We start from the raw sequence: 12,802 nt of genomic DNA on the forward strand, positions 1-12,802 counted from the left end.
TACTTTTGGTAAGTAATCAATTAATATGCTTAAAAAGACAGCCAGCAAAAAAATGTGAATTTTTGCTGGCTGTCTTTTTTGTTTAATTTAGAAGATCGTTGGAACTAAGCCGCCATCGATTCTTAAGGCTTCGCCTGAGAAGGAAGAAGAATCCGGGCTGGCCACAAAGGTAACAAAACGACCAATTTCTTCTGGACGAATGAGCCGTTGGATTTGTGAACGAGAACGATGATTTTTCATGAAATCTTTTTCCCAATCCTCTTTGGGAATGTCTGAATCAGCGTACATATCTTCCAACATTTTTTCTACACCTTCGGTAAGGGTTGAGCCAGGCATAACCGTGTTAACGGTGACATGTGTGCCGACAGTTAAGTTGGATAAACTTTTAGCTAAGGAAAGATTCATCGTTTTTGTCATGCTATATTGGGGCATTTCGCCAGAAGGCATCACCGCTTCTTCGCTAGCGATGAAAATAATGCGACCAAAATCTTGTGCAAGCATTTTAGGTAGATAAGCTTTTGCTAATGCATTGCCTGACAACACGTTCACAGTAAAAAATTTTTCCCAAGTGGCGTCATCGATGTCCCAGTATTCCATTGGTTCAAAAATCCCCATATTGTTCACTAAAATGTCGACTTTAGGGAATTTTTCAAGCAAAGTAGTTCGTTGACTTTCAATGGAAATATCGGCAGTTCCTGCTTGAGGATGAGTGTCTGGAAACATTGTTTGTATTTCTTCAACAACTTTGATTACTTCGGCTTCATTACGCCCATTGATAATGACATCGGTCCCTTCGCGAGCCATTTCAATCGCAATTGCTTTGCCAATTCCTTTGGTTGAACCAGTAATTAATGCTAATTTATTCGTTAAGTGTAAATCCATTTAAATCCCTCCAACGTTTGTCTATCTCTAGTGTAGGTCTTTTTCTGGACTTTTAAAAGGAAAAAGTTTTTTCGGCCCGCGGGAAACAAGCCCCAATAATTACTTAACAGCTAGATTTTCACTTTTTGGGCGTAAAACGAGTAATTATTGTCAGTAAAAAAGCGTCACTTTTTTGATAGAATAACTAGAGACGAAATTGGCTAAGACCAATTTTGTAAAATTGTACATAAAAAAGAAGAGTGGGAATGCTATGAAGAAACAATATTACTGGAATATACCCGATAACTTATTAAACTCGTTAAAACAGCGGAAAAAGTTATACAGCTTTTATAAAAATGAACAAAATAAGGCAAGAGAATTAGTAGAGAATTGTCAGTCGGTTCTTTTTCCTGAATTAGTCGCTTCGCTGAATAAAATAGATGAGCGGATTAAATTATTGATATTCTATCAAAATTTAGAAGATTGTGAGCTTTCAGAAGAAGAAATTATTACTGTGATTGAGCGAGAATATTTTGTGACTTTTTATGAAACAATTGAAGAACCGACCACTGAAATTATTAGTAGTCATTCTATGTATTATTTATTGCAACAGCCGACTAAAGAAATGCTTTGGGATTTAGACTTTAGTAACATGTTAAAACAAGGTCAGTTAGTTGATTTAATGGATTATCAAAAATTGACCAAATGTTATCAAAAGCTGCAGAATCAAGCTAAAAATTTGATTGAAAAATTAAATAAAGAAACATTTTACACATTCTATAGTCAACTTTTATTGATTGACTGCCAATGCAAATTATTAATAGAAGAGGCGCTTCTGAAAGAAGAATCATTGATGACGGTCGATGAATGCTTAATAGCCATTAAGCAAGAAATTCGAAAAATTCATTTTGAACAATTTAAATACCAGCATTATTTATTTGAAGATTTATCTTTGCGGTACCAAGTTTAACAAAAGTGACAAAAAGAATGGTTGAATCTAACAAGAATGTTCGTTGTTTTCTGTTATATAAAAAGATATGATAGTTTCTGTAGAAAAAATAAAGGAGACGATTCATGAACGCAAATCGCTTAAAATTATTGATGATGGGGTTAATGGTTCTTGACCATATTAGTTATTTTGTTCCGCCAGAATGGGCACTGATTTTTCATGTAATTACTCGTTGTGTCGGTGTGTTTTTTGGTTACATGGCTGTAGAAGGGTTCAACTATACACGGAATATTTATCGTTACAATGGTCGTTTGTATATTTGGGCAGCAATCATGTTTGTTGGAAATACGCTTCTAAATCATTTAGTGAATAATCCAGCTGTCGCTGTTCACAACAATATTTTCTTCACCTTAGCCCTTGGTGTCAGTATGTTAATTGTGACAAAAGCGATGCTAGAGATGCCAAAAATCAGTTTAAAAATTGTTTTATTGATTAGTATATTAGCCATTTTAGGAATAGGAGCAATGTTTGCTGAAGGTGGCGTTGTGATGTTACCTTTTATGTTGATTACGTATCTTGCCAGAAAGAGACTTGTCTTACGGAACTGTTTATATGGTGCATTAGCGCTCTTTTTCTTAGTTACAAGTTTTCAATGGTTGGGAGATTGGCCAACGACAATTGAAATGTTAGCTTATAATTCTGATTTTATGTTTATCACTGTGTTACCATTTATATCGCTTTACAATGGTGAGAGAGGGAGCAAAGCACCATTTTTCAAATATTTATTTTACGGATTCTATCCGCTTCATTTATGGCTGATTGCATTGATAGCCAATTACGTTCATTAAACCTTTTTATATTAAAAGAATAAAAACAGCGACTCACAAAAATGTGAGTCGCTGTTTTTTTAGATGGGTAAGATACTGATTCCTAAAAGAAGAGTGACAAGTAGAAAAACAAAAAGCACAATTCGCTTATCATGAACCAGTAAGGCAATGTATTCTCGGATTAGAGCAGTTGGTAAAAAATATAAGGCAGTTGGCGCCCCGACACCTTCAGCTTTTAAGCCGACACGATGGGCATACATAGCTCCTCGTAAGACATGATAGTTATTTGTTGAAAAAATTACAGAGGGTTGTTTAGAATCAGACGGCATCTTTTGCCAATCTGCCTGAATTATTGCTTTAGAAAACAACATATTTTCATAAGTGGTTGTGGATTGGTCCTCCATCAAAATTGCTTCTGCAGGAATATTTTGTGAAAGCAAATATTTTTTCATTGCGAAAGCTTCGGCCACAGGTTCGTCAGGACCTTGACCACCGCTGACTACAAATTTAGCGGTGGGATTTTTTTCATAATATTCAATCCCTTTATCTAACCGACTCTTCAAAAGTGGAGGTACTTCCTCGCTACGAATTCCCGAACCTAAAACAATGATATAATCAACCGCTTTTTTTAAAGGAATCATTTGGTACATCCATGAATACAAGACGTAAGCAGCAAATAGAAAGGTCAGCAAAAGATCCATTAACAATAGAAAAAGTAAGAACAGAAAAAGCACATAAGGTATTTGCGCTGTGCCAACTGATAATAAATATAGAAAGGCTGGTAAAACAATTAATAAGTTCAACCCTAAGCCCGCCGACAATTTAGCCGTGACACTTTTGCCTTCTTTCGTTTGCATCGTACGTGAGTTAAAAATAAAGTAAAGGCAAATGCCGATAAACACAGCGGGAATTAATAGATAAGCAATGGCCAAGGTAATTAGGTCGCCATTCTTAAAATGTAAATAAATTTTGTCTAGTCCGATAAATAGTAAGGTGACTAATGACAATAAGGTGCCGGAAGCCAGAGTGATACCGCCGAGGATACTGCGGTTATTAATTTTTAATATACCAAATCCTAGTAGGGCGATAAACAAAAAGAATAGTAGTAGTGCCATTTAATTCCTCCTAAAAATAAGTATCTAAAGTATAACATGCTTTAGAATCTGACATAAATAAACAGCTGTGCCGAAGCATAAGTTTTCCTTTCATTCTTAGAAAAGAAGTTTTTTCATGAAAAGTAAATTAGATAACAATTGTTTAGAGAAAGAAAAGCTTGATTTACTAAGCTTTTCCTTCTCTATAAAAAATATTAATAAGGACATAAAAATTAACAATTTGTATGCGCTTACATACTGAGGTAGATTTAAAGTGTAAAGAAGAAAAATGAGGTGAGAAAATGATCACTGTTTCAATTGCAGGAGGTTCACAACCAGAGATTTTACAGCTAGTTAAAAAAGCGCTAAAAGAAGCCGAGCAACCGTTGCAGTTTATTGTATTTGATGCAAATGAAAATCTTGATACTGAAAATCTCTGGAAATATGTTCATTGCTCAGATGAGGCCGCGGTAGCACAGGAAGCTGTCAGTCTAGTTGCAACCGGTCAAGCACAAATTTTATTGAAAGGAATTATTCAGACTCACACATTACTAAAAGAAATGTTGAAAAGTGAGCATCAATTAAAAAATAAACCGATTCTTTCCCATGTAGCAATGGTGGAGCTGCCTGCGGGAAAAACCTTCTTGTTAACCGATTGTGCGATGAATATCGCCCCCACTCAAGCGACCCTCATTGAAATTGTTGAAAATGCTAAAGAAGTCGCCCAAAAATTGGGACTGCATCATCCGAAAATTGCTTTGTTAAGCGCAGCGGAAAATTTCAATCCTAAAATGCCTTCGTCTGTTTTAGCAAAAGAAGTCACGGCACATTTTAATGATCAACAAGAGGCTACGGTTTTTGGGCCACTTTCGCTTGATTTAGCGACCTCTGAAGAAGCGGTTGCGCATAAACGTTACAGCGGTCCTATCATGGGGGATGCAGATATTTTAGTGGTCCCAACTATTGATGTTGGAAATTGTTTATACAAATCATTAACCTTGTTTGGGCACGCAAAGGTGGGAGGAACGATTGTTGGCACAAAAGTCCCAGTCGTTTTAACATCTAGAAGTGATTCGACAGAAAGCAAATTTCATTCATTAAGATTTGCCATGAGACAAGTTTAAAAAAAGGAGCAGAAAACAATGGAAACAGTATTGGTTATTAATCCTGGATCGACCTCCACGAAGTTAGCGCTTTTTGCTAATCATGATTGCTTGGCGGAAGAAACGCTTAGACATAGCGTCCAAGAATTGGCACCTTTTGAAAATGTTGTCAGTCAAACACCATTTCGAAAACAAATGATCGCGGAATTTTTAGAAACACATAACATCACACAATTAGCCGCTGTCGTAGGGCGTGGTGGTTTGCTTAAGCCTATTCCTGGCGGTACGTATCTTGTCGATCAACAAATGCTAGAAGACTTGCGGACAGAACGCTTTAATACCCATGCTTCAAATTTAGGGGCGATTTTAGCTAATGAGTTTGCAGAAAAATATCACGTGCCAGCCTTTATTGTCGATCCTGTTGTTGTAGATGAGCTACAACCATTAGCCAGGATTTCCGGATTAAAAGGCATTCACCGGCGTAGCGTTGGTCACGCCTTAAATCAAAAAGCGGTCGCTCGAAAAATCGCTGAGGATTTAGGGAAAACATATGAGCAAAGCAATTTTATCGTTGTTCATTTAGGTGGGGGCATTAGCTTGGGGGCGCATCAAAAAGGCCGCATGGTGGATGTGGTAAATGGGCTTGATGGTGAAGGTCCTTATACGCCAGAACGCAGTGGTGCCTTACCGCTCGTTGAATTTGCGCAATGGATACTTGAACAGGAGTTAACGATTAGCCAAGTGAAAAAGCTAATTGCGGGTAATAGCGGCCTTAAATCATACCTAGGTGAAACAGATTTACGGCATATCCAAGCACAAATAGCTGCAGGTGATCAAACAGCAAATTACTATTTAAAAGGAATGTGTTACCAAATCGCAAAAAGTATTGGCGAGATGGCCGTGGTTCTTGAAGGCACAATTGATGCAATTATTTTAACAGGGGGCGCAGCCTATTCGCAAACCGTTGTTCAAGAAATTAGTCAAAAAGTCACTTGGATTGCACCAATTAAGGTTTACCCAGGTGAAATGGAGATGGCTGCTTTATATGAAGGCGTCAATCGAGTATTAACAGGGGAAGAACAAGCTTTAAATTATAGTGAAGCAAAAATTGAGCAGGAGTGATCAAAATGGCGGAACAAACAGATTTACTGATTTTAGGTGGCGGAACAGGAGGCTATGTAGCAGCAATTCGAGCCGCACAAAAAGGGCTAAACGTCACAATTGTTGAAAAATACAAATTAGGTGGCACTTGTTTGCACAAAGGCTGTATCCCTACAAAAGCTTTATTAAGAAGCGCAGAGGTTTTTGATACCTTAAAACAAGCGGCTTCTTTTGGGATTGAAACAGAGGCAGCGTCCATTGATTTTTCTAAAATACAACAACGGAAAGAAGGAATTATTGAGCAGTTACACAAAGGTGTTGAAGGCTTATGCAAAAAAAATAAAATCAAAATGTTAGCAGGCGAAGGTGCGATTTTAGGTCCCTCCATTTTTTCACCAGTCTCTGGCGCAGTGGCAGTTACGTTTAATGATCCAACACGGGAAGAAGAAATTATCGTTCCTAAAAATGTCATTATTGCGACAGGTTCTAGTCCTAAAACGTTACCTAATTTGCCACTGGATGAAGAATTTATCTTATCTTCTGATGGGATGCTTGAATTAGAAGAGCTACCAGAATCAATTGCAATTATTGGTGGTGGCGTTATTGGTGTCGAGTGGGCTTCTTTATTAAATAGTTTAGGTGTCAACGTAACTATCATTGAATTTTTGGATCGGTTACTTATAAATGAGAGTGCAACAATTTCTAAAGAATTAAAGAAACGTTTAGAGCAACGAGGAATTAACATTTTATTAGGTAGCAAAGTCCAAGAAGCGAAAGTTACCGGGCAGAAGGTTCAAATAGAAGTTGCAGGACAAGAAAGCCTCGCTGTTGACAAAGTCATGGTAGCAATTGGGCGTCAACCCAATATCAATAAGTTAGGGTTACAGAATACCTCAGTGAAATATACTGACAAAGGCATTGAAGTAAATGAATTTTATCAAACCACAGAAGGACATATTTATGCGATCGGTGATTGTATCGATACACTCCAACTAGCACATGTGGCTATGAAAGAAGGAGAGTTAGCTGTTCAGCATCTTTTAGGCGAGACAGTTGAACCTTTAAATTATACAAACGTGCCTCGAGGTGTTTATACAAATCCTGAAATAGCAAGTGTCGGCTATACTAGAGAAACTTTACCAGCAGATAAAGAAGTAGTGATTGGCACCTTTAATTTTAATGGTAATGGTAAATCACTTGTTTATGGAGAAACAGATGGCTTTATAGAAGTAATTCGTGACAAGAAGACCGATGATTTATTAGGGGTTTCTATGATTGGGCCACATGTCACGGATTTAATTGCCGAAGCAAGTACTGCCATGTATTTAGATGCCGCGCCCATTGAAATTGGTGAAGCAATCCATGCGCATCCAACAATGACAGAAGTATTGCAAGAAGCAGCCTTAGATACTTATGGCTTAGCGATTCACAAATAGAGAAAGGTTGATGAAAATGAAAACGCTTAAAAAATCGGGTTTATCAAAAGAAGAATTGATTCAGGCATATCGTCAAGTACTACGAGGACGTCGTTTAGACGAACGGTTGTGGCAATTAACAAGGATTGGTAAGACCTCTTTCAATATTTCTGGTCAAGGGGCAGAAGTTGCACAAGTAGCGATGGCGATGGCTTTTGATCCTCAAAAAGATTATTTTTTACCGTATTATCGTGATATGACCGCGTGCTTGGTTTGGGGCATGACCTCCAAAGATATTTTAATGGGTTCTTTTGGAAAAGAAGCGGATCCTTCTTCCCATGGTCGTCAAATGCCGAATCATTATGGTTCAAAAGAGCATAATATTGTTTCCTTCTCTTCAACAGTAAGTACACAAATGCCATTAGCAACAGGTGTTGGTTATGCAGCGCAACTTCAAAAAGCTGATTTTGTTGCATTGACCACCACTGGGGAAGGCTCTGCCAATCAAGGAGAAGTCCAAGAAGCTATGAACTTTGCAGGCGTAAAAAAATTACCAGTCATTTTTGTTGTTGAAAATAATGAATATGCGATTTCTGTCCCAATTGAAGAACAGTATGCCAATAAACGAATGGCCGATCGCGCGAAAGCTTATGGCTTTGAAGGTGTAACCGTTGATGGTAGTGATTTTACTGAAGTCTATCTAGCATTTAAAGAAGCAGTAAAAGCGGCTCGCGGGAAAAAAGGACCAAAATTGATTGAATTAATGGTTTCGCGCTTGACTTCTCATTCCGCTGACGATGATCAATCTGTTTATCGTTCAAAAGAAGAAATTGAAGAAATGAAAAAGAACGATGCAGTGAAGCTTTTTGAAAAACAATTATTAGAAGAGGGCTATTTAACAGACGAAGACATTGCCAAAATTGATGAAGAAATTCGTGCAGAAATCAATCAAGCAACGGATGAAGCAGAAGCAATGCCAGATCCTGTACCGACATCAATTTTAGAAGAAGTGTATGCAAAATAAGAGAAGAGGAGAAGAAATATAATGGCTGAGATGACTTATTTAGAAGCAATTAACTTAGGAATTTCTGAAGAAATGGCTCGTGATGAAAAAGTAGTTATTTTTGGAGAAGATGTCGGCGGCGACAAAGGCGGCGTGTTCGGTGTAACAAAGGGCTTGGCTGCTAAATACGGTGACGAGCGTTGTTTTAATACACCGTTAACAGAAGGTTTAATTGGTGGTTTAGCTGTCGGCTTAGGTTTAATGGGCTATCGCGCAATTGGTGAATTTCAATTTGCGGATTACATTTTGCCTGCAACCAATCAATTGTTATCAGAGGCTCGGACAATGCGCTACAGAACAAAAGGCGATTGGACTGCGCCGATCGTTTATCGGACCCCTTATGGCGGCGGTGTTCGTGGTGGGCTGTATCATTCTCAGTCTACAGAAAAAGTTTTTTGTGGACAACCAGGATTAAGAGTTGTGACCCCCTCTAATCCTTATGATGCAAAAGGGATGATTAAAGCAGCGATTCGTTCCGATGATCCAGTCATTTTTTACGAACATAAGCGTTTATATCGTTTACTAAAAGATGAAGTGCCTGCAGATGATTATATCGTACCAATTGACAAAGCCAATGTCGTTAGAACGGGTAGTGATTTAACCGTGATTAGTTACGGCATGACCTTGCAATTAGCTTTAGCTGCGGCGGAAAAACTAGTCGCTGAAGGAATTGATGCCGAAATCGTCGATGTTCGCTCATTATATCCTTTAGATCGCGAAACATTAGTAGCTGCAGCTAAGAAAACAGGGAAGGTCTTACTCGTAACAGAAGACAATAAAGAAGGCAGCGTGATGAGTGAAATTGCGGCAATGATTTCAGAAGATGCTCTCTTTGATTTAGATGCACCGATTCAACGACTTGCAGGACCTGATTGTCCAAGCATGCCTTATGCATTACCTTTAGAAAGAGAATTTTTAATCAATGAAGAACAAGTATTAGCAGCAATGAAAGAATTAGCAGAATTTTAATTGAAGCAAGGAGGAAAAAATAAATGGCCACAAAAGAAATCAAAATGCCTCATCTAGGCGAAAGTGTCACAGAGGCAGCCATTGTCCAATGGTTAGTTAAACCAGGAGATTCAGTGAAACGCTATGATCCCTTAATGGAAGTCGTTTCTGATAAAGTCACCACGGAAGTCCCATCAGATTTTGATGGTGTAGTAAAAGAATTTCTGATTTCTCTAGATACAGATGTGCCCATCGGAACAGCGGTGATGACGTTAGAGACAGAAGAAACAACCGAAAAAACAGAAGTAGCTACTTTAGCACCAGTGAAAGAAGCAAGTGCGGAACAAGCGCAAGAACATGAAACGGTTGCAACAACAAGCACTGCGACGTCCCATCAAAAAAATAATGGTCGTTATTCCCCAGCAGTCCTTAAAATTGCCCAAGAAAAAAAGATTGATTTAACACAAGTTACAGGGACAGGTCGTGATGGTCGAATTACTAGAAAAGATGTTACAAACTTTACACCAACACAGGGAAGAACACCTGAGAAAACAGTGAGTCCAGGAACTAGCCCTTCAATTTCAGAGGAGCCAGTTGCTTCGCAAAATGAAAGCGCCGCAACAGCTAGTCCAACTGAAACAAGCCCAGATAAAATTGTCTCTGCAGATCCTGTACGTAAAGCGATTGCTAAAAAAATGGTCCAAAGTGTCAACGAAATCCCTCACGCTTGGTTAATGGTGGAAGCGGATGTGACCAACTTAGTCCAACTTAGAAATTCATTAAAAGATGAATTTAAACAACAAGAAGGCCTGTCTCTAAGCTTCTTCCCATTTTTTGCCAAAGCAGTCATTCAAGCGTTAAAGAAAAATCCAAAAATCAATACATCTTGGGATGATGGCTCAATTATTTATCATAAAGATGTTAATTTATCCATAGCTGTAACGACAGACGAGCATCTTTACGTGCCAGTGATTCAACAAGCGGATAACTATTCGATTGCAGGGCTAGCTAAAGAAATCAATCGCTTGGCACAAGAAGTCCGACAAGGAACGCTAGCAAGCAAGGAAATGCAAGGAGGGACCTTTACTCTTAATAATACTGGGACACTAGGTTCCGTCCAATCGATGGGAATTATTAACCATCCACAAGCTGCGATATTACAAGTAGAGTCAATTAATAAACGCCTTGTGCCAACCGCAGATGGAGGCTTTAAAGTGGCAGATATGGTTAATTTATGTCTTTCTATTGATCATCGAATTTTAGATGGACAACAAGCAGGTAAGTTCTTGCGAGATGTTAAAGATAATTTAGCGAAATATAATGCGGATACGGATGTATATTAAAAATCGTTCCTTGCTTTAGTTAAATAAAAAGCGCCTCAAAGAAATAAGCGCTCTTCTTTGAGGCCGCTCTTTATCTAATAGAAAGTTCAATCATTCTCAAACTTGTTCTAAAAAAACAAAAATAATCAATAGGAGTGTTGAAAATGCCCACTGATAAACTGGATGCTCAATTAACCCCAAGAATATTTTTTAACAAAGTGTTAGCTGGAACAGCTTCTGGCACCATTATCGCCTTAATTCCCAATGCTGTATTAGGAGCCATTTTAAAATATTTTGCAGAATACAAGATTATCGAAATGATTATTCATGCGGCGCAAATTTTCCAACTAGCCACCCCTTTAATTATTGGTGGACTGATTGCTTTTCAATTTGGCTTAACGCCACAGAAAATGATGATTGCTGGCGGTGCAGCATTTGCTGGCTCTGGCGTGATTAAATTTAATTCAGAAGTGAAAGGCTTTATTGGTGCAGGCACTGGTGACATCATTAATATTATGATTACCGCTTCTGTTGCAGTCTTACTTTTATTAGTCATCGATAAAAAATTCGGTTCAGTGGAAATCATTGCTTTACCGATCGTTGTTGGAGTAGGTGCAGGTTTGTTTGGCATGTTGATTTATCCATATGTGACACAAATTACGGTCGCCATTGGGAAAGTGATTAACAATTTTACTGATTTCCAGCCAATTATCATGAGTATTTTAATTGCTTGTTCATTTGCTGCACTGATTATTTCACCAATCACTACTGTGGCAATCGGTTTGGCGATTCAGTTGAATGGCTTGTCTGCAGGTGCTGCTGCAATGGGAATTGCAGCCACAACTGTTGTTCTTGTGATTAATTCTTGGAATGTCAACCAATCGGGAGTGACGTTGGCTGTCTCTTTGGGCGGCATGAAAATGATGATGCCTAATTTATTTAAATACCCAATTATTTTAATTCCTTGTTTATTTACAGCGACTATTTCAGCAATTCCTGTGGTTCTATTCAACATTTCAGGAACCCCACAATCGGCTGGATTTGGCTTGGTTGGACTCGTGGGACCACTTGCTTCATTGGATGCGGGCTTAGGGATCTTACCCTTATTCTTTTCTTGGTTTGTTGTTCCAATTGTCGCGGGTTTATTCTCAAAATTCTTATTTGAAAAAGTGTTGAAACTTTATGATAGTAAAGTCGTCTTTGCTTATCAAGGCTAGATTATCCATTAATTTTCTTTAATGATTTGGATAAAATCTCTAACATCTTCTGTCATACTAAAATCGCGGCGCAAAGCAATGCCGATGGGGAAATAGTCAAACTTATCTTTTAAAGGAATCCATTTCAGTCCCTGACTTTTTCCCACTTCATAATATTCAATCGGCAGCAAACAAATCGAATTATTTTTTTGTAAACTATAAAGAAGTACTTGTAAATCATCGTTATGCAAAATGATATTCGGCTCATAACCGAAGCTCCGAGTCCGATCTAGTAGTAGGCGACCAATCATAAAATTATCACTTAACGATGAAAATCGTTGATCTTTCAAATCTTTAAAAGTTAATTTTTCATATTGGGAGAGAGGATTTGATTCTGGTACTACGACATAAACATGGTAGCCTTTGGTAGTCGTTTCTAAAGGTTCAATATGAATAATTTCAGGTAAGGTATTTGGGAAAGAAATTAGTCCCATATCAATTTCTTTATTTGCTAACATCGTTTGTAATTTTGGCGAGCCATCTTGCTGTAATATTAAATTCACATGTGGATGGGTTGTTAAAAATCGTGAAATTTCTTTCATAAATTGTACAGCAAATAAAGTAGTTAAGCCTAAACGCAATTGCTTTTTAACTGGTTTCTGGTTCATTTCACGAATATCTGTTACCAATTGATCGAATTGAAAAACAACTTCTTGGCCATGTTCATATAAATAAACACCTGTATCGGTTAATTGAAACGGTTGATCAGAATGATCAAACAACGCTGTGCCTAACTCAGATTCCATTTTTTTCAATGCTAAAGAAAGTGTTGGTTGGGTGACAAATAAATTGCGAGCGGCCGCCGATAAACTGCGGGTATTAACAATTTCAATGAAGTACTTTAAAAGCTGAATATTCATCAG

The 12,802-nt window shown here is 37.9% G+C and carries 11 protein-coding genes and 2 pseudogenes; 10 read left to right on the top strand and 3 right to left on the bottom strand.

Annotation, left to right across the window (positions count from 1 at the left end; translation table 11 throughout):
* Window positions 1-87: 87 nt before the first annotated feature.
* On the bottom strand, window positions 88-882 hold the full coding sequence (locus tag IGL80_RS07080) for an SDR family NAD(P)-dependent oxidoreductase (RefSeq protein ID WP_002360217.1): 795 nt from the start codon (window positions 880-882) through the stop codon (window positions 88-90).
* 196 nt (window positions 883-1,078) lie between these two features.
* On the opposite strand from IGL80_RS07080, the gene IGL80_RS07085 reads away from it, so the two are divergent.
* Together IGL80_RS07085 and IGL80_RS07090 are read left to right on the top strand one after the other, a co-directional pair.
* A complete protein-coding gene (locus IGL80_RS07085; protein WP_002398752.1) occupies window positions 1,079-1,831 on the top strand; it encodes a DUF7006 family protein in 753 nt (250 codons plus the stop codon).
* A 104-nt stretch (window positions 1,832-1,935) separates the two neighbouring features.
* The gene (locus tag IGL80_RS07090; RefSeq protein WP_002360220.1) at window positions 1,936-2,658 is read left to right on the top strand and encodes a TraX family protein; all 723 of its coding nucleotides are present in this window, start codon (window positions 1,936-1,938) and stop codon (window positions 2,656-2,658) included.
* Between the two features lie 59 nt (window positions 2,659-2,717).
* Here the strand turns inward: IGL80_RS07090 and IGL80_RS07095 are convergent, their stop codons facing one another.
* Window positions 2,718-3,752: a YdcF family protein gene (locus tag IGL80_RS07095; protein WP_002404300.1), complete on the bottom strand. Its 1,035-nt coding sequence runs from the start codon at window positions 3,750-3,752 to the stop codon at window positions 2,718-2,720.
* Window positions 3,753-4,033: 281 nt separating this feature from the next.
* Here IGL80_RS07095 and ptb point away from each other — a divergent pair, with 281 nt between their 5' ends.
* The 8 genes and pseudogenes from ptb to IGL80_RS07135 all read left to right on the top strand — a co-directional run bounded on the left by ptb (window position 4,034) and on the right by IGL80_RS07135 (window position 11,900).
* Window positions 4,034-4,855: a branched-chain phosphotransacylase gene (ptb, locus tag IGL80_RS07100; protein WP_430598196.1), complete on the top strand. Its 822-nt coding sequence runs from the start codon at window positions 4,034-4,036 to the stop codon at window positions 4,853-4,855.
* Between the two features lie 18 nt (window positions 4,856-4,873).
* Entirely contained in the window at window positions 4,874-5,956 is a 1,083-nt protein-coding gene (gene buk, locus IGL80_RS07105; protein WP_002360224.1) for a butyrate kinase, read from the top strand.
* A 5-nt stretch (window positions 5,957-5,961) separates the two neighbouring features.
* Window positions 5,962-7,371 (top strand): dihydrolipoyl dehydrogenase, encoded by a 1,410-nt coding sequence (lpdA, locus tag IGL80_RS07110; RefSeq protein ID WP_010708171.1) that lies wholly within the window; start codon window positions 5,962-5,964, stop codon window positions 7,369-7,371.
* A 10-nt stretch (window positions 7,372-7,381) separates the two neighbouring features.
* Complete coding sequence (locus IGL80_RS07115) at window positions 7,382-8,374, top strand: thiamine pyrophosphate-dependent dehydrogenase E1 component subunit alpha (RefSeq protein ID WP_002360226.1); 993 nt, start codon at window positions 7,382-7,384, stop codon at window positions 8,372-8,374.
* Window positions 8,375-8,395: 21 nt separating this feature from the next.
* Window positions 8,396-9,382, top strand: coding sequence for an alpha-ketoacid dehydrogenase subunit beta (locus tag IGL80_RS07120; protein WP_002360227.1), 987 nt, complete (start codon window positions 8,396-8,398; stop codon window positions 9,380-9,382).
* 44 nt (window positions 9,383-9,426) lie between these two features.
* Window positions 9,427-9,576, top strand: a pseudogene (locus tag IGL80_RS07125) (biotin/lipoyl-containing protein); the annotation flags it as partial.
* Between the two features lie 195 nt (window positions 9,577-9,771).
* A pseudogene (locus tag IGL80_RS07130) lies at window positions 9,772-10,704 on the top strand (dihydrolipoamide acetyltransferase family protein); the annotation flags it as partial.
* 143 nt (window positions 10,705-10,847) lie between these two features.
* Window positions 10,848-11,900 (top strand): PTS sugar transporter subunit IIC, encoded by a 1,053-nt coding sequence (locus tag IGL80_RS07135; protein WP_002404301.1) that lies wholly within the window; start codon window positions 10,848-10,850, stop codon window positions 11,898-11,900.
* Window positions 11,901-11,908: 8 nt separating this feature from the next.
* Here the strand turns inward: IGL80_RS07135 and IGL80_RS07140 are convergent, their stop codons facing one another.
* Window positions 11,909-12,799: a LysR family transcriptional regulator gene (locus tag IGL80_RS07140; protein ID WP_002357478.1), complete on the bottom strand. Its 891-nt coding sequence runs from the start codon at window positions 12,797-12,799 to the stop codon at window positions 11,909-11,911.
* Between the last annotated feature and the right edge of the window lie 3 nt (window positions 12,800-12,802).

Source organism: Enterococcus sp. DIV2467a (assembly GCF_050532945.1).
GTDB classification, from domain to species: Bacteria; Bacillota; Bacilli; order Lactobacillales; family Enterococcaceae; genus Enterococcus; species Enterococcus faecalis.

Bases quoted from the DNA above. Each gene is read 5' to 3' on its own strand.
- IGL80_RS07080 (WP_002360217.1), bottom strand. From the start codon at position 882: ATGGATTTACACTTAACGAATAAATTAGCATTAATTACTGGTTCAACC.
- IGL80_RS07090 (WP_002360220.1), top strand. From the start codon at position 1,936: ATGAACGCAAATCGCTTAAAATTATTGATGATGGGGTTAATGGTTCTT.
- IGL80_RS07095 (WP_002404300.1), bottom strand. From the start codon at position 3,752: ATGGCACTACTACTATTCTTTTTGTTTATCGCCCTACTAGGATTTGGT.
- ptb (WP_430598196.1), top strand. From the start codon at position 4,034: ATGATCACTGTTTCAATTGCAGGAGGTTCACAACCAGAGATTTTACAG.
- buk (WP_002360224.1), top strand. From the start codon at position 4,874: ATGGAAACAGTATTGGTTATTAATCCTGGATCGACCTCCACGAAGTTA.
- lpdA (WP_010708171.1), top strand. From the start codon at position 5,962: ATGGCGGAACAAACAGATTTACTGATTTTAGGTGGCGGAACAGGAGGC.
- IGL80_RS07115 (WP_002360226.1), top strand. From the start codon at position 7,382: ATGAAAATGAAAACGCTTAAAAAATCGGGTTTATCAAAAGAAGAATTG.
- IGL80_RS07120 (WP_002360227.1), top strand. From the start codon at position 8,396: ATGGCTGAGATGACTTATTTAGAAGCAATTAACTTAGGAATTTCTGAA.
- IGL80_RS07135 (WP_002404301.1), top strand. From the start codon at position 10,848: ATGCCCACTGATAAACTGGATGCTCAATTAACCCCAAGAATATTTTTT.
- IGL80_RS07140 (WP_002357478.1), bottom strand. From the start codon at position 12,799: ATGAATATTCAGCTTTTAAAGTACTTCATTGAAATTGTTAATACCCGC.